Genomic DNA, 21,128 nt, shown 5'->3' on the forward strand with positions numbered 1-21,128 from the left:
GATGATTAGTCTTGTAAGACTAGTCATCCGTGACTAGTCTTCGTGTGATGGCGCCGAACGCGGAGGCACGATGGCACGCAAGGTAAAGAACCTGCTGGGTCTGGCCCTGTTGTCGTATTTACGGCAGGACCCAAAGCATCCGTACGAGCTGGCCCGCACGCTCAAGGACAACGGTGACGACCGGGCGGTCAAGTACAGCCACAGCTCCGTCTACCAGGTGGTGGCGCAGTTGGCCGGCGCGGGTTTCATCGCCCCGGAGGGCACCAGCCGGGAGGGGGCGCTGCCCGAGCGCACCGTCTACCAGCTGACCGAGGCCGGGCAGGCCGAGCTGCACGACTGGCTGCATGAGCTGATCGCGGTGCCCAACTTCGAGTACCCGCACCTGGCCGCAGGGCTGTCGTTCATGGCGGCGCTGCCGCCGAGCGAGCTGCTGCAGCTCCTGGACACCCGCCACGGTGCGCTGCTGGCGCTGCGGCAGGAGCTCGCCGAACTCATCCACACCGCCACCATCGTCAACGGTGTCGATCCGCTGTTCCTGGCCGACGAGGACTACCGGCTGGCGATGGTCGAGTCGGAGATCACCTACATCGGGCACCTGATCACACGGATCAACCAGCCAGAGACCGGCTATGGCCGTGTCTGGCGCGAATTCCACCAGGAGAAATCATGACCACCATCAGGAAGGCGCTGGTCATCGGCGGCGGCGTGGCCGGTCCGGTCGCGTCGATGGCGTTGCAGCAGGCCGGGATCGACGCGGTCGTCTGCGAACGCTACGAGGGCACCGCAGACGGCGTCGGCGGCGGGATGGGCATCGCCCCCAACGGCCAGGACGCGCTGGCGGCCGTCGACGCCGGCCACCTCCTCGCCGAGGTGGGGCTCCCGATGCCGGTCATCGCGATGTTCAGCGGCACCGGCAAGCGGCTGGCCACCTTCACCGAGCCACCCAGCGTCCCCGCTTCTACCCAGGCCCTCATGCGCGCCGACCTGTACCGGCTCATCTACGCCGAGGCGAAGCGACGCGGCATCGCGATCAAGCACGGCAAAGACCTGGTGCGCCTGGAGGACGACGGCGCGTCGGTCACCGCGTTCTTCGCCGACGGGACGTCGGAGACCGCGGACGTGCTCATCGGCGCCGACGGCATCCGGTCGACCGTGCGCGCACTCATCGACGGCGACTCCCCGCAGCCCACCTATACCGGTCTGGTCAGCTTCGGCGGCTGGGTCGACCACACGTCGCTGCCCTCCACCGGCGGGGAGTGTCGGCTGACCTTCGGCAGCGACGTCTTCTCCGGGCACCTGATCACCGACGACGGGCAGGGGTTCTGGTTCATCAACATGCCCTCCCCGACGCCGATGACCATCGACCAGATGCGCCGGACCCCGGCCGAGAGCTGGCTGGACATGCTGCGGGACAAGGTGTCCCAGGACAACTCCCACATCCGCGAACTGCTGGCCCAGGCCGCGCCGCAAGACCTCATCATCACCGGCGCGTCGGAATACCTGCCGCACGTGCCCGTGTGGCACCGCGGCCGGACCATGCTCATCGGCGACGCCTGCCACGCACCGTCGTCGAGCTCCGGCCAGGGCGCATCGATGGCCCTGGAAGACGCCGTGCAGCTCGCCCGCTGCCTGCGGGACCTGCCCACCGTCCAGGACGCGTTCGCCGGGTTCGAGGCGCTGCGCCGACCCCGACTGGCCCGCCTGATCAAGGACACCGAACGCGCCAACGGCAACAAGACCGCACACGGCGCCGCCCGCGTCCTCCGGGACCTGATCATGCCGGTGATGATGAAGCTCTTCTTCAAACCGGAGCAGCGCGACTGGCTGTACGCACACCACATCGACTGGGCCGCGCCGATCGGGCCCGAGATCGCCGCCGCGCAGGCGAGCGCATAGCCAGGGACAGCCCGGCCCTGCCGCTGGTGGCTGCGATCATCCGGATTCTCGGGACCGGCCGGACCTGCCGCTGACACGATGGGCGCATGAACGACAAGACAGCTGTGCTCACCGACAGCGACAAGCTGACCATCCAGACCGCCGCGCATGGCGCCTTGGCGCTGATGATCGCGGCCGACCCCGGCGTGATCTCGTCGACCAAGGCCGGTGTCGCCGGAGGCGAGGCGATGGGCTCCGCGACCGGCCTGGTCGGCCACGTGCTCTCCGAGAAGCTCCAGGGCCTGACCCTGAAGGGGAACAGCGTCGCCGAGATCGCCGACACCGTCTTCCCCGCACTGGGCGAGTCGGTGAAGCTGCTAGACGAGAAGGCGCCAGGCGAAGCAGACAACTTCCGCCGCACCATCACCGTCATCGTCGAATCGGCCTCCCAAGCCGCAGGCGGATCGCCCGCCGAAACGGAAATGCTCAACAAGATCACGGCCGCGATGTCAGCGTAGGCCGACCCGGTCTTCGGCCGGGCGGCCCGTGCCTGATCGGGCTCGTCGCGGTCCGGACAGCCACGGCCGGGTTGGCCGACCATCACCCACCATCGCGGTCGGCCGACACCGCCCACCCGGACGTTGGCGTGTGACCACCGAATACCCTATCGAACACTAGTTCGATAGGGTGCGGTGGTGGCGGCGGTCAACGGGTTCGACCTGTGGGTGCAGGGCAAGAAGCAGGCGTACGTGGCGGCGGCGATGGGGCTGCGTGCGGCGATGGCGCGGGTGCGTGAGCTGGGTGTCGAGCTCACTCCGCCGCAGGGTGACTGGGGCCGGCGGCAGCGGTGGACACCGCAGCAGTTGCGAGCGATGGCTGAGGTAGCCCGCCTGTGGGATCGGGTCATCACGACCCGGATCGCGATGGACGAGGCCCTCGACCTCGCCGCCCCCAGTCGGGAGTCCGGCAACAGCGCCCAGGGCACGGGATAACCTGCGTTGACGGGCCTGGCAGGCGACCTCCTCGGTCGGGTCGGTGCCCTCGATGAGGTATTCGCGTGCGTCCCGAAGACCGCTGGGTAAAGAGCCGACCGCCGGCTCAGCCCAGCGACGGCTCGGAGTCGAGGTCATTCGGCGATCCCCGTTTGCCGGAGCATTGGGTCGTGGGCGTGCGCCAGCCTCGGAGAGTGGCGCAGCGCCGACCGACCTTGTCGCCGCATCTGCCATGGTCACCAAGGCCGTGTGTTCGCGTCAGCTGGCGCTGACAGCGACGACTTCCAGGCTCCCGAGTTCATGAAACGAGAACGCGCTGTCGCCCTGTCCGCAATGCGGATCACACCGGTGGGGAACCGCGCAGTGGAGCGGAAATCCGAGAACAGCGCAGGTCAAATGGGAACGAGCAACCTGACAGCAACGTCGGCGCCCGACCGTAGAGTCGGCGTGAGGCGCGGTGTCAGGATTGCTCCTGATCCGTTTCCTCACGCCGCTCTCCGAACCCGCCGTGCGCGTCTCCACGCAACGGGCTCTCCACGGTTGCTGTCGTCAGGCGTTGGCGGGTGCAGGCCAGGGGCTGGGGATCGTGGTGGAGCGCCAGCGGTAGCGGGTCACGGGTATGGCCGCGATGCGCCGGTACTCGATCCCATCCGCGCTGATCGGTAACCACCGCCCGGTGGGCGTGGTGTGTCGGCGCCGGAAGGCCGTCCAGTTCCAGCGGTGTCGTAGCATGAGCATGCTGCTCAGCCGCCGCCAGGCAAAGCTGTCGAGCATGCTGAAGGTGTCCTTCGCTACGGCGTGCCGGAAATAGTTGGCCCAGCCGTGCATGACCGCGTTCAGGCGGGTCAGCACTGAGGCCAGGTCCTGCTGTGATCTCCTGCGTGTCAGTGCACGGATCTTCGCCTTGATCGACCGGATCGGCCGTTTGGCGATGAACGTGTACACGTGCCACTTGTTCGAGCCTCGCTTGCGGCGCCACCGGATGTGGAACCCCAGGAAGTCGAACCCGTCGCTCATGTGGACTATCCGGGTCTTGGCCGGTGACAGCCGTAGGCCCAGAGGTGCCAGCACACGGGCGACGTCCTCGTGCAACTGCCGTACGTGCTCCTCGTTCCCGTGGACGAGGATCACGAAATCGTCGGCATAGCGGACCAGCCGCCACGTCGCCGACCCGTGCTTACGCAGCTTGGCGCGGGCGTAGGCGCTCGCCATCGTCCCGCCCGGCTGCCACGGCTCCATCAGGTGCTCATCGAGCACCGTCAGGGCGATGTTGGCCAGCAGCGGAGACAGGATGCCGCCCTGCGGCGTGCCGGTGTGGGTGTCCTGCCGGTCGCCGTGCTCGGTGAGCACTCCGGCCTTGAGGAACGCCTTCACCAGCGCCAGAACACGCTTGTCCTTAACCCTCAGTCGGACGCGGTCCATCAACGCGACGTGATCGATCGAGTCGAAACACGCCTCGATGTCGGCGTCCAGCACCCACCGGTAACCGTGGGTGCCATACATCTGGATGTCGGCCACCGCGTCCTGAGCGCGCCGCAGGGGCCGGAACCCGAACGAGACCGGCTCGAAGTCGGCCTCGAAAATCGGTTCCAGCACCAGCTTCAGCGCCGCCTGAACAACCCGATCCGCGACCGTCGGAATACCGAGCTTGCGGACCTTACCCGACCCTCCCGGCTTCGGGATCTTGCGTTCCCGCACCGGCAGCGGCCGGAACGAACCGTCCTTGAGAGACGCTCGCAGGTCGTTCAGGAACCCGGGCACGCCGATGCGCGCCTCGAGGTCGGCGACCGTCAGGCCGTCCACGCCGGGCGTCCGCGCGCCCAGGTTGCCCGCGACCCGGACGTACGCCATCAGCAGCGTCGCCGGGTCGTGCACGAGGTTGAACAGGTCATCGAACCGGCGGCCGGGATCGGCCGCCGCCCAACGGTGAAGCTTGGCCTGCATCTCCACTACCCGCCGATACGGACCAACGGCCCGTTCCGGTGGAGCGTCGCCGTTCGGCGTCGCGTCTTGCGGCATTACAGCTTCCTTCCCTTCGCGTAACCGCTGCCGCCCTTCCCCATGTACCGGGCTTTCCCCGGCTCGGAGTACTACGGCGGCTCCGCCCCACCCGGCCCGTTCAGCGGTCGGTGCGCCTATCCCCACCACCACGCTGGCGGCGCGGCGCGGGGAACCACGACCAGGTGGTTCCCGTGTTCACTGCTGCTCGCTTGTCGAAGGAGGAGCCCGACTGTGCCCCTACGGCATCGCCATGGGTACGCCGCAGACCTTCCCCATGGCCTCCCAGACCGGTCAGTCAGAACCCGCCCGGAAGATCCCCGCCACCTAACACAAGGCGGAGAAGCACCGTATCCAGCCCACATCCACCAGGTTCGAGCCGGCGACAGATTAAGGGGCTTTACAACATCGGTTCCTCGCGTACTCCTCTCCGTCTCGCTCGCCGAACCCGCACCATCTGGCAGTACTGGCACGTCCCGGCTTTGTCAGGGCTGCTCCCACCCCACCCGGCACCACCCGGGCGAGGCTGCCCTCAGCTACAACCGCCTGCTGCGACAGGCGGCAGGTGGTGGTCTCTCACCTCCACTCGAACAACAGCGCCTCACGGCGCACTGTCAGCCCTTGTCAGGTCGCACCCACGTTCGTTGCGGCTGACAGCGGATGTCTGAGCAGTGCATGTCGATCGCACATGCCCGCGGTTTAGGGACTGCCCGGCCGAACTCCGAGGGCCGAATGTCGCCCTTGGGGAAGGCCCTGCCAGCCTCCGATCTTGACCGCGGCTCGCCACCGTTGTGGAGCCACCGCCATGAGTACCCTGATGTACCTCGCCCACACCGCCGCCGATCTCTTCGCGGCGCCACCCACCCCGGCTCCAGCCGCAGTGAAGACCCTGCCGGAGGTCATCGACGGCATCAAGGCGTGGATCATGGGAATACTGGCGGCCGTCGCCACCCTGTTCCTCGTCATCGGCGGCCTGCGCTACATGGGCGCCGGCAGTGACCCCGCCCAGGTCGAGCAGGCCAAAGGCAATTTCAAGAGCGCTCTGATCGGCTACGCGGCCGCGGTGCTGGCGCCGGTCATCCTGAGCGTCCTCCAGGGCATCCTCGGCGGCTGACATGGTCGACTTCCTGATGAACGGCCTCGTCGCGTGGCTCGCCACCCGGGTCGCGGACCTCCTCGGCGTCCTGCACGCGTTCCTGACCTCGGCGGTGTTCCTGTCTCCGGATGTCACCGCCCTGCCGCAGGTCACCGAGATCGCCACCACGTCGGCGTACATCGTGGACACGTGCTACGTCCTGGCGATCATCGCCGCCGGGATCACCGTCATGGCGTCCACCGAGGTCCAGCTCCGCTACCGGGTCAAGGAACTCGCCCCGCGGCTGGTCGTCGCCGCGGTCCTGTCGGCGTTCGCCGTTCCCCTGTGCTCGCAGCTCATCCAGGTCGCCAACGCCCTCACCACGGCCATGGCCGGCCCGGCGACCCCCACCGACCAGGTCGTCACCATGACCCAGTCCCACATCCGGGCCGCCATCGTCGACCCCGCGACCGCGCTGCTGGCGGTGGTCATCGGCGTCCTGATCGTCGTACTGCTGGTCGGCGTCCTGCTCGGCTGGATCAGCCGGGTGGCGCTGCTGGTGATCCTGGCCGGCGTCGCCCCGGCCGCCATGGCCTGCTACTGCCTGCCCGCACTGCAACCCGCCGCCGAGCTGTGGTGGCGGTCGCTGCTGGGGTGCCTGGGCACCGCCGTGCTGCAGGCCGTCACCTTCACCACCGGGATGCGGCTGCTCGTCGACCCGGATGCGAACCTGCCGGTCCTGCTCGGCCTGCCCGGCACCGACCTGGTGAACCTTCTCATCGTCATCGTCGTGCTGGTCATGACCGTCAAGATCCCCGGCCTGGTCCGCCGCCACGTCACCGGCCGCGGCGGCCCCAACGCCGCCGGGCGGGTCGCCCGCACCGTCGTCGTGCAGACCGTGATCCGGCGGCTGCCCTTCATCCACTGACGGACCGCCTGATACCCGCTGGCGGCGGCCGGACCCGGTCGACGCTGCCCGCCCCGCGGAGCTCGGACCGCGGCCGTACGAGCGCCATCACCTGCGTGCGCCGCGCGCACCTGACGAAAGGAGCAGTGATCAGCGATGAGCACCCAAGCCGACGACGCCGCCCGGTCGAACCGGGCGCATGTCCCCGCCGACATCGATGCCCCCGACCGGATCGCCTTCGGGCTCACCTTCCGCCAACTCGCCATCGTCGGCACCGCCGCCCTGCTCGGGTGGCTGGTCTACTCCGCGGCTGGGGACCTGCTTCCCGCGGCGGTGTGGCTGGTCGCAGCGGTCCCCGTCGCTGCGGTGACCGTCGTCGTGGCACTCGGCCGCCGCGACGGTCTGCCCTTGGACGCGTGGCTGCGCCACGGGCTCACCTTCACCCGCACCCCTCGCGTCCACACCCCGGGTACCGGCTCGCCCGCCTACGCCGCGGTCACCGGCGACCCGCCGGTGCCCGCCGTGCTGCGAGCCGCGGTCACCGCCATCGGCTCCGACGGCACCGTCACCACCGCGGGCCGCGACAGGGCCCTGATCGCCTGCGCCACCACCAACATCCACCTGCGCACCAGCTCTGAGCAGACCGCTCTGCTGGACGGGTTCGGCCGGTTCCTCAACGCGCTCACCGGGCCGGCGCAGATCGTGTCCGCGGCGTACCGCCTCGACCTGCGCCCGCACGCCGACGCCGCGATCACCGCTGCCCGGCTGCTGCCGCATCCGGCGCTGCGCGACGCCGCCGCCGGCTACGCCGCGTTCATCGCCGACCTCGACGCCTCCGTCGAGCCGCTGCGCCGCCAGGTCCTCACCGTCGTCACCGGCGACCCCGACACCGCCGCCCGCGCCCTGGGCGGCCTCGGCATCACCACCCGGGTCCTCGACGGTCCCGCCGCCACCGCGGCGCTCGCCGCCGCCGCCGACCCCTACGACCCGCCGGTACCGGGACCCCGCGCGGTCCCCGGCACCCCGATCACTCTGCGGAGCACCCGATGAAGACCACCCCCGAGCACACCCCGGCACCCGCCGCCCTGCAGGTCGCGCCCGGCCACGTCCGGGTCGGCGACGGCTACGCCGCCACGTTCGCCGTCGCCGGCTACCCCGCCGAAGTGGGTCCCGCCTGGCTCGGCCCGCTCACCTCCTACCCGGGGCGCGTCGACGTCGCCGTCCACATCGACCCCGTCGCGGCACCTCTGGCCGCGCCGATGCTGCGCCGCCAGCGCGCCCGCCTGGAGTCCACCCGCCGCGTCGACGCCGACACCGGGCGCCTCGCCGACCCCGGTACCGACGCCGCCGCCGGCGACGCCGCGCACCTCGCCGACCAGGTGGCCCGGGGAGCTGCGAAGCTGTTCCGGACCGGCATCTACGTCACCGTCCACGCCCGCGACCTCGACGAGCTCGCCGCCACCTGCGCCGGGGTGAAAGCCGCCGCGGCGGCGGTCCTGCTCGACCTGCAGCCCGCCACGTTCCGCCACCACCACGGCTACACCACCACCCGGCCCTACGGCATCGACGCCCTGGGCGTCCACCGGGTCCTGGACACCGCGGCCCTCGCCGCGGCGTTCCCGCTCGCCTGCGCCGACCTCCCCGCACCCGCGCCCGGCACCGTCCCCGCGGCCACCGGTGTCCTCTACGGCACCACCGGCAGCAACGGCGTGCTGCTGTGGGACCGGTGGGCCGCCGACAACCACAACAGCGTCGTGCTCGCCCGCAGCGGCGCCGGCAAGAGCTACTTCGTCAAGCTCGACCTGCTGCGCCACCTCTACCAGGGCGTCGAGGTCGCCGTCATCGACCCCGAGGACGAGTACGCCGCCCTGTGCCGCCACGTCGGCGGCACCCTCGTCCAGCTCGGCCGGCCAGGCATCCGGGTCAACCCCCTGGACCTGCCCGGCGACGACCGCCCCGACACCCTGACCCGGCGCGGCCTGTTCCTGCACACCCTCATCGCCGTCATGCTCGGCGCCGTCCCCGACCCGCCCGCCCGCGCGGCCCTCGACCGCGCCATCACCGCCACCTACGCCGCGGCCGGCATCACCGTCGACCCCGCCACCTGGCACCAGCCGGCACCACTGCTCCGCGACCTCGCCGCAGCCCTCACCATCGACCCCGACCCAGCCGCCCGGGAGCTCGCCGCCGCCCTCGCGCCCTGGACCTCCGGGAACTTCAGCGCCCTGTTCGACGGCCCCACCACCACCGCACCCACCGGGCACCTGGTCGTGTGGTCCCTGCGGCACCTGCCCGACGAGCTGCGCACCGTCGCGACCCTGCTCGCCCTCGACGCGATCTGGACCCGCATCGACACCCCGACCGCCACACCCGCCCGGCGCCTGGTCGTCGTCGACGAGGCGTGGCTGCTCATGCGCGACGGGCAGGGCGCCCAGTTCCTGTACCGGATGGCCAAAGCCGCCCGCAAACGCCACGCCGGCCTCACCGTCGTCACCCAGGACGCCGCCGACATGCTCGCCACCGACCTCGGGCTCGCCGTCGTCGCCAACGCCGCCACCCAGGTCCTCATGCGCCAGTCCGCCCAGTCCGTCGACGCCGTCGCCGCGGCGTTCAACCTCACGGCGGGGGAGGCCGGGGTGCTGCTCGCCGCGCACCGGGGCGAAGGACTGCTCGTCGCCGGCCGGACCAGGGTGGCGTTCCGCAGCCTCGCCTCACCCGCCGAACAGCAGCTCGTCACCACCGGTCTCGCGCTCGACGAGCTCTGACGTGACCGCGGACCGGGCCCGACGGCGCATCCAGCGGCCTCAGACCTCTCGTTCGTCAGTGGATCGACCCTTCACACGCGGCGGCCACCGGTACCGGAGCCCCACCGTCGGGGGAGTGTCCGGACGGGTCCTGCTCGGTGGGGACGTTGCGGACCCCGGCGAACGACACCCAGCCGGTGTCGTCGGCCGTGTGGTACCAGACGTCGTTGTTGAACGGCGGCGGGTTGAACGGGTATGCGACCGAGCCGTGGACCCAGCCGTTGACCGCGATCACCTGGTTGGGCGCGTAACCGCCGACCTGCCGCGCCAGGATGTCAGGCGCCACCAGCTTGCGGGTTCCATAAGGCTCCCAGCGGTTCTGCGCATGTACGCGGAAGGCGGCGCAGCCGCCGGAGAAACCGGTGACGGTCAAGGCGGACGACGAGCCGGGGAACAACATCGGCCACCACCAAGGCGCGCTGGAGGCGGTCAGGACCGCGACGACCAGGCCCGAGACCACCGCACCCAGGTGGTGGCGCAGACCTCTGGCCGGGGCTGGCTGCGTCACGACTCCGGGGGAGGCCACCGGTCCAGTGTGGGGTCCAGCCGGAAGGATTTCGACACCTGTCGGCCATTGTGGGCTGTTCGCCTTCGCGTTGGGTGCGAACGGCCAGAGCCCAGGTGAGGTACGCAGGCATCATCGGTACGTTCCGCTGCGGCCGCGACGGGTCGAACCGTCGTCTGCGACATCGGGAGCGCCTGCGGCGCGGGCGCCGGCCGTCGGCACCTCCGTGTCTCCGTTCACCGCGCGGACGTTGCAGCACAACAGTGCGCTACGGATGCAACCGCCACCAGGCGCCGCCTCCGTTCGTCGCCGGTCAGCGCCGATGCCGCCCCGTCGGGTCGGCCTCCTACAGGTACTGCGCCGTCCACCGCAGACCGCCGGTCGGACCACGAGCCGTCCGCCCGTCTCGCCCATCGCATCGTCCTGACCGCCTCGACAACCGGGAGCCGTCTCATGCAATCGATCGCCGACCACCTCATCGCCCGCCCCTGGCTCGCGGCGCTTGCGCTGTTGCTGGCCGGTGCCTACGCCGCCCGGCAGCGCCACCTCGCCTGGCAGCACCGCCGCCACGCCGCCGGCGCCCGCTGGCTGACCGTCGCCGCGCCGCAGGACGTCACCGCCCACGCCGCCGCCGACTTCTGGGCCGTCATGACCGGTGTCCTCACCGGCGGCGGCTGGCGCCGGCTGCTGTACGGGGTCCCGCACGTCGCCTGGGAGTACACGTGGACCGGCCGCGAGCTGACCCTACGGGTCTGGGTCCCCGGCACGGTCCCCGCCGCCAGCGTCCAGGCCGCTGCCGTCGCGGCCTGGCCCGGCACCACCGTGCGGACCGGGCCCGCCGACGCGCCGATCCCGGCCGCGGTCCACGCCGTCGGCGGCGCGCACTGGCCGCAGCAGTCGGACTCCGCCCCGCTGCGGACCGACCACGACGCCGACCCGCTGCGGGCGCTGCTCGCCGCCGGCGCCCAGGTCCGCGCCGGACAGCACGCCTGCGTGCAGGTCCTGGCCCGGCCCGCCACCGCCCGGCGGCTCCGCCGCGCCCGGCGCACCGCCGCCGGACACCCGCCCGCCGGGGACCTCACCGGACTGGTCCTGCGCGGGCTGCTGGGCCTGGTCGAGGTGTTCCTGCCCGGGCCGTCCCGGCCCGCCGGTCCCGGTCCCGTCCGCCGGGACCCGGTCCGCGACGCCGGCCAGCGGACCACCGTCGACAAGGCCGTCCGCGTCCCTCACTACGAGATCGCCGTCCGCTACGCCGTCGCCGCCGACCGCACCGGACCCGGCGAACCCGGCCCGCAGACCGCCGAGCGCCTCGGCACGCTGCGCCACAGCGTCGCCGCCGCGGCGGCCGCCTACACCGGACCCAACCGGCTGCGGCAGCTGCCGGTGCCGCACCCCGTGGCCGTGCTCGCCGCCCGCCGCCTGCACCGCGGGTTCCTCGCCACCGCCACCGAGCTCGGCGTGCTCGCCGCCGTCCCCCAGGACCTCGCCGTGCCGGGCCTGGAACGCGCCCGTGCCGCCGCCGTCCCCGCACCCACCGCCGTCCCGGCCGGTGGGCGCGGCGTCAAGGTGCTGGGCCGCGACCAGGTCGGCGGGCACAGCGTGGGGCTGGCCGCAGTCGACGCCCGCCAGCACGTCCACCTCGTCGGCAAGACCGGCGTCGGCAAGTCCACCCTGATGCTCAACATGATCCTCGGCGACATCCATGCCGGCCGCGGCACCGTCGTCATCGACCCCCGCGGCGACCTCGTCACCGACATCCTCGACCGGCTCCCCGCCGCCTACGCCGACCGCACCGCCATCATCGACCCCTACCAGGCCCACCAGGCGTGCATCAACCCCCTCGACGACGACGGCGACCCGCACCTGGCCGTCGACAACCTCGTCGGCATCTTCTCCAAGGTGTTCCAGCAGTACTGGGGGCCGCGCATGGACGACACCCTGCGCACCTGCTGCCTGACCCTGATGCGCCACGCCAACCCCAGCCTGTCGCTGGTACCGCCGCTGCTCAACGACCGGGCCTTCCGCTCCCGGTTCACCCACGACCTCACCGACCCCGAAGGCCTGCTCGGGTTCTGGACCTGGTACGACTCCATGAACGAAGCCCAGAAGGCCGTCGTCATCGGACCGGTCCTGGGCCGGCTGCGCATCCTGCTGTCACGCGGCTTCGTCAAAGACGTCATCGGCACCCCGTACTCGTCGTTCCGGATGGGCGACATCCTCGACGGCGGCATCCTGCTGTGCCGCCTGCCCAAAGGCATCCTCGGCGACGACACCGCCCGGCTGCTGGGCTCGCTCATCGTCGCCCGCACCTGGCAGGCCGCGACCGCCCGCGCCACCATCCCCGAGCAGCGGCGCCGCGACGCCACCCTCTACATCGACGAATGCCACAACTTCCTGAACCTGCCCGGCGCCATCGACGACATGCTCGCCGAGGCCCGCGGGTTCCGCCTCGGCATCGTGCTCGCCCACCAGAACCTCGCCCAACTGCCCCGCGAGACCGCCGCCGCCGTCTCCGCCAACGCCCGCTCGAAGATCTACTTCAACGTCGACCCCCACGACGCCCGCGAGCTGTCCCGGCACACGACTCCTTATGTCAGCGAGCACGACCTGGCGCACCTGGACATGCACACCGCCGCCGCCCGGCTGCTCGTCGGCAACCGGGAACTGCCCGCGTTCACCCTCACCACCCACCCGCCGTCGGCGGTCGTCGGCGAAGCCACCGCCATCCGCCAGGCCGTCGCCGCCGCGCACCAGAGCCCCGACACCCAGCCGGCCCTGGAGGAACTGGCCCGGACCACCGCCCGCAGACGGTGACCGCCCGCCCCGCCGCCGGGCCCGGTACCGGGGGCACGCCTCGGGGCAGTGCCGACACGCGCCCCCGCTAGCACCCGCACCACCCGCCTGTCAGGACCGCCACCTGGGACGACAGCTCCCACGACTCCCGCACCCGCAGCCCAGACTCCCTACCGGGATCACCACACAAGGGGAAACCAGCCACCATGGCCGCACCACGCCACACCAGCCTGCTCGCCCTCTACCCCCGCATCACCGCCCGCGACCGGCACCTGCTGCAACTGCTCGACGACCACCAGGTCCTCACCACCCCGCAGATCCACACCCTGCTCTTCGGCGCCCGCCGCACCTGCCAGGAACGCCTCGGCGAGCTCCACACCCTCGGCCTCATCGACCGGTTCCGGTTCCCCCGGCCCGGCGGCGGCAGCCAACCCTGGCACTGGACCCTCGGCCACCACGGCCACCGCTTCCAGGCCGCCGCCCACGGACTGCCCGAACCCACCGCCCGCGCCACCCGCGACCGCACCCACCGCCTGTCGGCCAACCCGCGCCTGAACCACCTCACCGCCACCAACGACTTCTTCGTCCGTCTCGCCGCCCACACCCGCACCGACCCCGCCCGGCAGCTCACCCGGTGGTGGTCCGAACGCACCGCCACCGAACGCTTCCTCGGCGTCCGCCCCGACGGCCACGGCATCTGGACCACCCCGGACACCAGCACCGGGTTCTTCCTCGAATGCGACCTCGGTACCGAGACGCTGCACCGCGTCGCCGCGAAACTCGACGGGTACGCCCGGCTCGCCGCCGGCGGCGGCCCCCGCTACCCGGTGCTGTTCTGGCTGGGCAACCCCGGCCGGGAGGAGCACCTCCATCCGCTGCTGCGCGGTCACGTCGTCGTCTCCGCGACGTCGGGCCACGACAGTGACCCGTCCGGATCGGTCTGGTTGCCCGCCGGCGGCTGGCACCGGGTCCATCTGGGCCAGCTGCCGAGCTCGCACGGCCCTGACAACGCCGTCAACCCGAACTGGCGCAACGGCGTACTGGACCTCGCCGGAGATCATCAGTGGGTTGCGAGAACGTCCATGTGATCTGCACGCCAGAGCGGGATCGTCGACGCCTGCTGCGGTCGGACACGATCGTGCCGCCTTCTGCGCTGTCCGCTGACGCCGCCGACGAGCGCGCCGCCCGGGGGGCGGCCCCGCGCGTTTCCGTCCGTCAGAACCTGGGGACGCGATGACCGGCTCACGCTGACCTCCCGGCGGGCGGGTGGCCGGTATCGGTCTCGACGGCGAGCCGGGATCCGCGGGATCGGAGCGGAGGAGATGGACAGGAGTCGGGAAACGATGGGTGGCGACCCGCTCAGGTTCGGTACCGGTCGCCGTGGCCGTGTTCGTCCCTGCGGGGGGCGCACATCGGCTCGACCGTCCGGAGTGCGTGGACCCGGCCGGGGGGCCGGGTCCGGCGCAGGGCCGACCGGCTCGAGCGACAGGGATTCTGAACGTCGGCTTCCAGCGCGAGGTGTATCTTGATCGACAACGTCCCGCCGATAAGGAACAGGTGGGAAGAGTCCGAGAGGGTCATGGCCAATCCGGGGTTCCGGTTCGCAGGCCCGGATGTCAAGATCAAAGACATATCCCGTGGATTGATGACGAACGTCGTCCCGATCTCGGTGTCTGGTACACGAGGCGCGGGGAAGTCGGACTTCTTCGACGCGCTGGTCGGAGCCGGGCCGACGGATTCCGGAATGAGCCGGGAGCTCGAATCGCACGATATCGAAGTCTCGCGCGGGGGGCGCAAGGTCACCTGCACCATCGTGGTCCCCCCGGCCCAGGACGGGCAGATCAAGAAGAAGGCCTTCGAGGGGTTCTTCGAGCACCAGCACTTCCCGAGGGGCGCGATCCATGTCGTCTCCGGCGGCTACGACCGAGTCTGGCGCGACGAAGAGCAACTCCCGCTGCTGGAGGAGCTGCGGTATGAAACGGCCCGCGAGGAGGACCGGGTCGCCGCCCTGCTCGGGCAGACCATGGCCGGAGAAGAGATCACCCAGGTCCTGATCGACAAGCACATGCCGACACCCGGTCAGCTACTGCGCAAGGTGATGCGCGTGGCCGAACTGCAGGAGTTCAAGGACGTCTGCCGGGCGCTGGCGAGCGCCTGGCGTCAGGCGGAGACCGACGAGAAGCTGTGGCTCATCATCGTGGTGACCAAGGCGGACCTGTGGTGGCAGGACCACCTCGACGAGATCAAGTCCTACTACCTGCCTCCGGCGACGGGCCCGGGGTCGCCGTTCACGGGGGCGCTGAGGGCGCTGGGGCAGGCGGTGGGAACGAAGCTGGTCAACGTCGCCGTCCTTCCGTTCGCCAGCAACAACAGCACCTTCTCGTTCGGTGACCTGATCGCTGACTCCACCGAACCTCACGTTCAGGCGTCCTGCCTGGATGACGAGTCCATCACCGCATTGCAGCAGGCCCTTCGGCACACGTTAGGGGAATTCAATGGGGTCTGAAGAAGCCGAAGAACTGGCAGCTCCGATGTCGACCGCCGACTTCTACGACACGCTTCAGCGAATCGAGTCCGTCCACCTGACCGTCGAGTCTGCGAACGAGCGGCTGCATCGATATGTCGTCGGGCAGGTGGTGGCAGGTGTCGTACTCGTCGTTGCCGCGGCGTCCGTCGTCGCTGCGGGGGCACCCGCCGCCGGTGCTGCCGCCGTCGGCCTGCTGGCCCTGGGCGGCGGGGCGGTGATCGCGATCGGCACCAGCCGGCTGCTGATCCGCCCGGTCCGCACCCAGGCGCGCAGAGACGAGGCCATGGTGGTGGAGGCCGCCAACATGCTCCGCGAGATCCTGCCGCATCTCGCCAGGCGGGAGCAGTGGGGTCCGGTCAGCTACCGGCTGGCCGAGACCAGAATCGCACGTTTTCAATTCTTCCTGGAGGACCGATGAGCGACGCCGAGCCGCTGAAGCAGAAGCGACCCACCTGGACATGGATGGAGCGCGCCCTGACGCTGGCCGCGATCGCCGAGCTGGCCTACTCCGTCACGACCTTCGTGGGCAAGGGCTCGATCCGCCTGTCGGAGTTCTTCGGAGATCACGCGGGTGTCGCCTACTCCGTCGCCGGCGTCTTCTGCGTGGTCGGCACGGTCGTGGCAGGTGTCGCCTACTGGAAGTACCGCAAGCCCTTCGTCCCGTTCGGGCCGGACCGCGGACGCCACCTGCGTCGCCTGGTCCTGTTCGGAATCTTCCTGATCGGGTCGTCGGTGCTGGCCGCCGCCCTGACCGCTGTCGCCGCCGGTTGACGGGATCCGCCGAAGAGTCGGGGCCGGCGCTGAACGGTGCCTGCCCCGGTCACATCGACCTTATCAGGGGTCGAGCAGCGCGGCCCGGCTGAGAGCACCTGCCTGTTCGGGTGCCCAGGCGTGTCGACGCTCGGCGGTCGCCGGACCTGTCGCTGCTTGCGGCGAGGGTCGCGCGCGCAGGTGTCGAGCGGACGCCACGGCGTGCGCAGTCATCGTCGACCTCGGTCGTATGGATTTCACGGCGCCGGCCGTCGGACCGGGACAGCGAGGGCTGCAGGCGTAGGTCGCCGGGGCCGATGAGCGCCGACTGGGCGGGGGCGGACATGGTGACCCGTCCGGCGCCGGGTCGACGCTCGGTTTCGTACGTGTCGCCGAGGAGCATGTCTTCGACAGCGGACTGATCTGCGCGCGCTACCGGACCCGCTGAGTACGTCGGCTGCTGCAGGACAGGCAGCCGGCTCGGCGCGCCATGGCGAACAATTGGCCTGACAGGGCCTGACACAGCGGACGTACGCCTGACAGCCCAGGTCATCGGCAGGGTCCGCCGCCTTCTGACAGGTGCCTCCTGTCAGGCGCGGTGTTTACGGTGACCGCACATCGCATCTCATCCGCCCTCGCCCGACCTGCCCGCCATCGCGGGACCACCCAGCCCACCGCACCGGTCGGCTCCTGGTCCGCCTCGGCCACAGCGCAGCGCTCGCGCGATCGGACCCCGCCTCACCGTCGAAGGAACCCCATGTCCTCACCTGTGCCTCAAGCCGTCATCATCTGCTTCCCCGCCGGCGCCGAACCCGGCCCCGCCGACGCCGTCGACCGGCTCCAGCGCCTCCTGCACTTCGGCGGGCACCTGCAGCCCCGGTTCCGGATCCGCCGTGCCGCCCTGACCGGCTGGGTCAGCCGCTGGTCAGCACGGCACCTTCTCGAGACCCGCCGCCGCAACGGGGCGGTCCGGTTCGCCGCCGGCGGCCGCGTCGGCCGTCTCGACCTCACCGCCACCGTCGCCGCCGCCCATGCGGAGGGAACCGCCGTCTGGCGGGAGTGGGACCGGACCGTCGCCAAGGGCACCCTCCGAGCGCGGGTGTGGCAGGAGTTCCTCGACCGGCACCTCGCCGACCCCAAGGCGCTCACCCGCACCGCGGCCAGGCGGGCGTTCGAAGCGCAGCCCCGCGTCGTCGCCATGATCGCCAGCCACGGCAACCCGGCCGCAGCCCTGCGGTTCGACCCTGACGAGCTCGAGGCGTTCCAGGCCGGCGAGCACGCTTTCGTGGCTGTGCGGTGGCAGCACGCCATCACCGGCGACGCCCTCATCACCGCCGACGGCCAGGTGCTCGCCCCGGTGACCGGTTCGCTCGCCGACCGGATCCGCTACCAGCAGCGTGCCGCCGCGTACATCCAGCAGGTGAAGTCCCGCGAGTACCTCGTGGCGGTGGCGACCTGACACCTTGTTCGTCTTCCGGATTCGGCGCGGTCGCCCCACCTGATGGGGCGACCGCGCCGCCACCGGCTGATGAAGGTCCGACCCGGAGCAGGAAGCGGGGCAGTGGCGCGCCGCCGCCGAGTGCCGGTTCGACCTCCTTGACGACCGCGACGTGATCACCGAGTCGTAGCCGGCCGGCCGCCAGCTCGAACGAGCGGCCGCCGCACCGACAACCCGCAGGCGTACGGCTGGCTTCGACCGCGCCTGCATATCCACGACGGACCGGACCTTCCCGAGGTCCGGCGATGACGCATGCCTGCAACCCGACCGGCCGAGCCCCACCGGCCCGGCCGAGCCACCAGGGAGACCCCCATGTTCCTCGCCGATCCCGCGCTGCGCGCGATCGCCGCAGCCACCAACGACGTCCTGCCCGAACACCTGTGGCGCCACGACACCGACGGCGGCGACTGGGCGGCCGAGTCCGCCGCCCGCCTGGACAACATCGCCACCGGCTTCAACACCAACGCCCGCCTCCTCAACACCGCCCTGGCGCAGGTCCGCGACGAGGCCGGCACCGCACTGCGCGACGCCGGCCCGCAGCACCCGCACCACATGGGCACCATCCTGCTGACCGCGGTGTCGCTGCTCGAACGCCACCAGGTGCTGCGCACCACCCTGGTCGAGGCCTACACCTACTGGCGCCGCCACCAACCGGACCCGCACGACCAGGCCGAACGCCACATCCTCGCCCAGCGGTATGTGCCTGACGCCGGCGTGCTCACCCTGCGCCGGCACGGCCGCGACACCTGGCACGTCATACCGGACCGCGCCGCCGCGATCCGCTGGGGTGTCCCGTTCGCCGACCAGCTCATCGGCGCCATCACCGAATCCGGCGACGGGTGGTACCCCGTCGCCTTCCTCCGACCGACCCGGCGGCACGCCCTGCCGCAGCCCGTCTCCCCGCTGCCCGCCGTCGACACCGACGCCGCCGCCTGCCGCTGCCTGCTGCGGTGGTGGCGGCTGCGCCTGAGCGCCCGATGGCTCGGCCGCAACCCCACCCAGCTCACCGATGCCGAGATCACCGACCTGACCGCCTGAGGAGAACCCGCCGTGCAGCACCACGACCAGATCGCCGCCATGATCACCGCGTACACCGGGCGCACCCCGGACCAGCACGCCCTCGAACCCACCCCGGCCGGCGCCGGAATCCACCCTGCCGCCCGCCGGACCGCGGACCTGCGCCGCGGACTGCAGCTCGCACTCGACATCAGCCGCGCCGTCCTCGAAGACGGCGGCGACTTCGGCGCTACGCCCGCCGCCGCCGCCGATCCCGACGGCTCCGTCGTCGACTACCACCTCACGGTGATCAAGTACTACCTCACCGCCGTCGAGGACCGTGCCCAGGCCTACCTGAACGCCAGCCGCGAGCTCAGCGCCCTGCTCCACGACGCCGACCGCATCCGCTACGCCGAGGACCACCCGCCGCGTGCCGCATACCGGCAGTACACCGCCGTCGGCGAGGACGTCCTCGTCACCGCGCCCCACAGCACGGCGTGCCTGACCCTCGGCGTCGCGGGCCGCCCCGTCTGGATCACCGTCCACACCGACACCGCCGAGCTCCTCGGCGTACCCGGCGACCTGCGCGAGCGGCTGCTGCCCCACCACGACGCAGGCGTCTACCTCGAGGCGGCCACCAACCGCCTCTACGTACTGCGCACCGACGACACCCCGACCTCGCACCAGACGATCGGCGGATAGCGGCACCGCCCCAGTCCGACACCCTCGGCAGCCATCGGCTACCAGAGTTCTCACCTGCTCCGGTACCGCACCGGACGACGCCCCGGACCGCACCCGGTGGGCCGCCGTCCGGCGGCCCACCGGGGCTTTTTCCGTTTCCGGAGGACACCATGAAACACGCCGCCACCGCAGTCGCCGTCACCATCGCCGCCTGCCTCGGCCTGCCCGTCCTGCTCGCGGGAGCGCTGCTCAGCGGCGGCACCGCCAGCGCCGGCTGCCCCGCCACCGCAACCGCCCCGACCAGCAGCCCCTGGGACACCGAGCAACTCGACAACGCGGCCACCATCGCCGACACCGGCGTGCTTAAGAACGTCCCCCGCTGGGGATGGACCATCGCCCTCGCCGTCGCCATGCAGGAGAGCCGCCTGCGCAACCGGCCCCACCTCGGCGACCGCAACGACCACGACTCCATCGGGCTGTTCCAGCAACGGCCAAGCCAGGGATGGGGGACCGCAGCCCAGCTCGCCGACCCCGCCTACCAGGCCGGGAAGTTCTACGACAAGCTCCTGGCCGTCCCCGGCTGGCAGCAGATGCCGCTCACCCGGGCGGCGCAGGCCGTACAGCGCTCGGCGTTCCCGGACGCCTACGCCAAGTGGGCCGACGACGCGACCCGGCTCCTGGAGGTGTTGACCGGCGGCAGCGAGAACTGCCTGACGGATGTCGCGCCGAGCCTGCCGGCGGGGTTCACGCTGCCGGTCGGCACACCGCCGCAGGTCGTCACCGCGATCTTCTGGGCGCTCGCGCAGCTCGGCACGCCGTACCAGTTCGGCGGGTCCTGCACCGCGCCCCGGTCCGGCGACCCCGACCGGCAGTGCGACTGCTCCTCACTGATGCAGCAGGCCTATGCCGCGGCTGGTGTCGCTCTGCACCGCACCACTGTCGGGCAGGTCCATGACGGTACTCGGATCGCTCGTCCGGACCAGCTTAAGCCGGGTGATCTGATCTTCGTTCCGGGCAGCCTCGGGACCGCGGACAACCCTCGCCATGTCGGGATGTACATCGGACAGGGCCTGCTTGTGCAGGCGCCCCGAAGCGGTGCCGTCGTGAAGATCAGCACGGTGTCGTCGTGGATCGGCAAGATCGCTGAGATCCGCCGGGTCGCGGCTTGAGACGCGGGCTCAAGCAAGGGGACCCTCGGGGCGGCCGTTCGCAATACCTCTGGTGCAGCGGCGCCTGGATCCATAAGGTTCGTAGCACGTGTGTTCGAATACGAGGGGGTCTTGTGGATAGTGGATTATTAGGCCGGAGCCCGTGGTCGGGCCGTCTTCGGCTCCTGAGTGGAGTCTTGGTCGCCGCGTTGGTGGCAGGGCTGGTGGGTTGGGTTCAGCCGGCTGCTGCCGCTGACCCGGCGGGGGGTGCGAGGGCTGTAGCACCGTCAGGCTCGCCCGCGCCGAAGGCGAAGTCGGTGCGGGAAGCGCCGGCGAAGGCGCCGACGGATGTCAACCGTTGGGTGCCGCCGAAGTCGGTGTGGCCGTCGGCCGGTGCCGCACGAGTTGACCTGGGTAAACCGAGGATCGGAACCCGACCCGGGCTGGTTACCCCCGCAGTCTCGGTCTCGGTAGGCGGTGTGCCGCTCGCTGTGAGGGCGGTGGAGAGCGCGGCCATGACAGAAGTCCAGTCGGGGCGGCTGTTGGCTGACGCGGTCGAGGGTTCGGATTTGCCGACCG

At 71.1% G+C, this 21,128-nt stretch carries 19 protein-coding genes; 17 read left to right on the plus strand and 2 right to left on the minus strand.

Translation table 11 applies throughout. The features are described from left to right. Nucleotides 1-70 precede the first annotated feature (70 nt). The 4 genes from F4553_RS39660 to F4553_RS39675 all read left to right on the plus strand — a co-directional run bounded on the left by F4553_RS39660 (nucleotide 71) and on the right by F4553_RS39675 (nucleotide 2,867). Nucleotides 71-670 carry a PadR family transcriptional regulator gene (locus F4553_RS39660; protein WP_184846851.1) on the plus strand — a complete coding sequence of 200 codons (600 nt, stop codon included), beginning with the start codon at nucleotides 71-73 and terminating at the stop codon, nucleotides 668-670. Next, nucleotides 667-1,896: an FAD-dependent monooxygenase gene (locus tag F4553_RS39665; RefSeq protein WP_184846854.1), complete on the plus strand. Its 1,230-nt coding sequence runs from the start codon at nucleotides 667-669 to the stop codon at nucleotides 1,894-1,896. Before F4553_RS39660 ends, F4553_RS39665 begins: the two co-directional genes overlap by 4 nt. A 104-nt stretch (nucleotides 1,897-2,000) precedes the next feature. Continuing rightward, the gene (locus tag F4553_RS39670) at nucleotides 2,001-2,393 is read left to right on the plus strand and encodes a hypothetical protein (protein WP_221470664.1); all 393 of its coding nucleotides are present in this window, start codon (nucleotides 2,001-2,003) and stop codon (nucleotides 2,391-2,393) included. 177 nt (nucleotides 2,394-2,570) lie between these two features. After that, entirely contained in the window at nucleotides 2,571-2,867 is a 297-nt protein-coding gene (locus F4553_RS39675; RefSeq protein ID WP_184846857.1) for a hypothetical protein, read from the plus strand. Between the two features lie 549 nt (nucleotides 2,868-3,416). Here F4553_RS39675 and ltrA read toward each other — a convergent pair. Next, nucleotides 3,417-5,018, minus strand: coding sequence for a group II intron reverse transcriptase/maturase (ltrA, locus tag F4553_RS39680; RefSeq protein ID WP_312875560.1), 1,602 nt, complete (start codon nucleotides 5,016-5,018; stop codon nucleotides 3,417-3,419). Between the two features lie 652 nt (nucleotides 5,019-5,670). Between ltrA and F4553_RS39685 the strand changes: the two genes are divergently transcribed. From F4553_RS39685 to F4553_RS39700, 4 genes are all read left to right on the plus strand, one after another. Continuing rightward, on the plus strand, nucleotides 5,671-5,979 hold the full coding sequence (locus F4553_RS39685; protein ID WP_221470665.1) for a pilin: 309 nt from the start codon (nucleotides 5,671-5,673) through the stop codon (nucleotides 5,977-5,979). A 1-nt stretch (nucleotide 5,980) separates the two neighbouring features. Beyond that, nucleotides 5,981-6,868: a TrbL/VirB6 family protein gene (locus tag F4553_RS39690; protein ID WP_184846859.1), complete on the plus strand. Its 888-nt coding sequence runs from the start codon at nucleotides 5,981-5,983 to the stop codon at nucleotides 6,866-6,868. A 135-nt stretch (nucleotides 6,869-7,003) separates the two neighbouring features. Then, entirely contained in the window at nucleotides 7,004-7,897 is an 894-nt protein-coding gene (locus tag F4553_RS39695) for a PrgI family protein (RefSeq protein WP_184846861.1), read from the plus strand. Continuing rightward, on the plus strand, nucleotides 7,894-9,612 hold the full coding sequence (locus F4553_RS39700) for a VirB4 family type IV secretion system protein (protein ID WP_184846870.1): 1,719 nt from the start codon (nucleotides 7,894-7,896) through the stop codon (nucleotides 9,610-9,612). The genes F4553_RS39695 and F4553_RS39700 overlap by 4 nt, the downstream gene beginning before the upstream one ends. 55 nt (nucleotides 9,613-9,667) lie before the next feature. Here the strand turns inward: F4553_RS39700 and F4553_RS39705 are convergent, their stop codons facing one another. After that, nucleotides 9,668-10,177: a hypothetical protein gene (locus F4553_RS39705; protein ID WP_184846872.1), complete on the minus strand. Its 510-nt coding sequence runs from the start codon at nucleotides 10,175-10,177 to the stop codon at nucleotides 9,668-9,670. 432 nt (nucleotides 10,178-10,609) lie between these two features. Here F4553_RS39705 and F4553_RS39710 point away from each other — a divergent pair, with 432 nt between their 5' ends. The 9 genes from F4553_RS39710 to F4553_RS39750 all read left to right on the plus strand — a co-directional run bounded on the left by F4553_RS39710 (nucleotide 10,610) and on the right by F4553_RS39750 (nucleotide 20,570). Next, the gene (locus F4553_RS39710) at nucleotides 10,610-12,970 is read left to right on the plus strand and encodes a type IV secretory system conjugative DNA transfer family protein (protein WP_184846874.1); all 2,361 of its coding nucleotides are present in this window, start codon (nucleotides 10,610-10,612) and stop codon (nucleotides 12,968-12,970) included. Nucleotides 12,971-13,155: 185 nt separating this feature from the next. Further along, nucleotides 13,156-14,037: a replication-relaxation family protein gene (locus F4553_RS39715; protein WP_184846876.1), complete on the plus strand. Its 882-nt coding sequence runs from the start codon at nucleotides 13,156-13,158 to the stop codon at nucleotides 14,035-14,037. A 437-nt stretch (nucleotides 14,038-14,474) separates the two neighbouring features. Further along, nucleotides 14,475-15,455, plus strand: coding sequence for a hypothetical protein (locus tag F4553_RS39720; protein ID WP_184846878.1), 981 nt, complete (start codon nucleotides 14,475-14,477; stop codon nucleotides 15,453-15,455). Continuing rightward, the gene (locus F4553_RS39725) at nucleotides 15,445-15,894 is read left to right on the plus strand and encodes a hypothetical protein (protein WP_221470666.1); all 450 of its coding nucleotides are present in this window, start codon (nucleotides 15,445-15,447) and stop codon (nucleotides 15,892-15,894) included. Before F4553_RS39720 ends, F4553_RS39725 begins: the two co-directional genes overlap by 11 nt. Then, entirely contained in the window at nucleotides 15,891-16,247 is a 357-nt protein-coding gene (locus tag F4553_RS39730) for a hypothetical protein (protein ID WP_184846882.1), read from the plus strand. Before F4553_RS39725 ends, F4553_RS39730 begins: the two co-directional genes overlap by 4 nt. A gap of 736 nt (nucleotides 16,248-16,983) precedes the next feature. Further along, complete coding sequence (locus tag F4553_RS39735; protein ID WP_184846884.1) at nucleotides 16,984-17,685, plus strand: hypothetical protein; 702 nt, start codon at nucleotides 16,984-16,986, stop codon at nucleotides 17,683-17,685. A 351-nt stretch (nucleotides 17,686-18,036) separates the two neighbouring features. Beyond that, nucleotides 18,037-18,762, plus strand: coding sequence for a hypothetical protein (locus tag F4553_RS39740; protein ID WP_184846886.1), 726 nt, complete (start codon nucleotides 18,037-18,039; stop codon nucleotides 18,760-18,762). Between the two features lie 12 nt (nucleotides 18,763-18,774). Further along, nucleotides 18,775-19,422, plus strand: a complete 648-nt coding sequence (locus F4553_RS39745) for a hypothetical protein (protein ID WP_184846888.1) — start codon at nucleotides 18,775-18,777, stop codon at nucleotides 19,420-19,422. 149 nt (nucleotides 19,423-19,571) lie between these two features. Next, nucleotides 19,572-20,570, plus strand: coding sequence for a C40 family peptidase (locus F4553_RS39750; RefSeq protein WP_184846889.1), 999 nt, complete (start codon nucleotides 19,572-19,574; stop codon nucleotides 20,568-20,570). Nucleotides 20,571-21,128: the final 558 nt, after the last annotated feature.

Origin of the sequence: Allocatelliglobosispora scoriae (assembly GCF_014204945.1) — a bacterium.
GTDB classification, from domain to species: Bacteria; Actinomycetota; Actinomycetes; order Mycobacteriales; family Micromonosporaceae; genus Allocatelliglobosispora; species Allocatelliglobosispora scoriae.

What these genes read in the sequence shown, in the direction of transcription:
- F4553_RS39685 (WP_221470665.1), top strand. Translation starts at nt 5,671, where the DNA reads ATGAGTACCCTGATGTACCTCGCCCACACCGCCGCCGATCTCTTCGCG.
- F4553_RS39740 (WP_184846886.1), top strand. Translation starts at nt 18,037, where the DNA reads ATGTTCCTCGCCGATCCCGCGCTGCGCGCGATCGCCGCAGCCACCAAC.
- F4553_RS39710 (WP_184846874.1), top strand. Translation starts at nt 10,610, where the DNA reads ATGCAATCGATCGCCGACCACCTCATCGCCCGCCCCTGGCTCGCGGCG.
- F4553_RS39715 (WP_184846876.1), top strand. Translation starts at nt 13,156, where the DNA reads ATGGCCGCACCACGCCACACCAGCCTGCTCGCCCTCTACCCCCGCATC.
- F4553_RS39735 (WP_184846884.1), top strand. Translation starts at nt 16,984, where the DNA reads ATGTCCTCACCTGTGCCTCAAGCCGTCATCATCTGCTTCCCCGCCGGC.
- F4553_RS39700 (WP_184846870.1), top strand. Translation starts at nt 7,894, where the DNA reads ATGAAGACCACCCCCGAGCACACCCCGGCACCCGCCGCCCTGCAGGTC.
- F4553_RS39690 (WP_184846859.1), top strand. Translation starts at nt 5,981, where the DNA reads ATGGTCGACTTCCTGATGAACGGCCTCGTCGCGTGGCTCGCCACCCGG.
- F4553_RS39725 (WP_221470666.1), top strand. Translation starts at nt 15,445, where the DNA reads ATGGGGTCTGAAGAAGCCGAAGAACTGGCAGCTCCGATGTCGACCGCC.
- F4553_RS39695 (WP_184846861.1), top strand. Translation starts at nt 7,004, where the DNA reads ATGAGCACCCAAGCCGACGACGCCGCCCGGTCGAACCGGGCGCATGTC.
- F4553_RS39730 (WP_184846882.1), top strand. Translation starts at nt 15,891, where the DNA reads ATGAGCGACGCCGAGCCGCTGAAGCAGAAGCGACCCACCTGGACATGG.
- F4553_RS39750 (WP_184846889.1), top strand. Translation starts at nt 19,572, where the DNA reads ATGAAACACGCCGCCACCGCAGTCGCCGTCACCATCGCCGCCTGCCTC.
- F4553_RS39665 (WP_184846854.1), top strand. Translation starts at nt 667, where the DNA reads ATGACCACCATCAGGAAGGCGCTGGTCATCGGCGGCGGCGTGGCCGGT.
- F4553_RS39660 (WP_184846851.1), top strand. Translation starts at nt 71, where the DNA reads ATGGCACGCAAGGTAAAGAACCTGCTGGGTCTGGCCCTGTTGTCGTAT.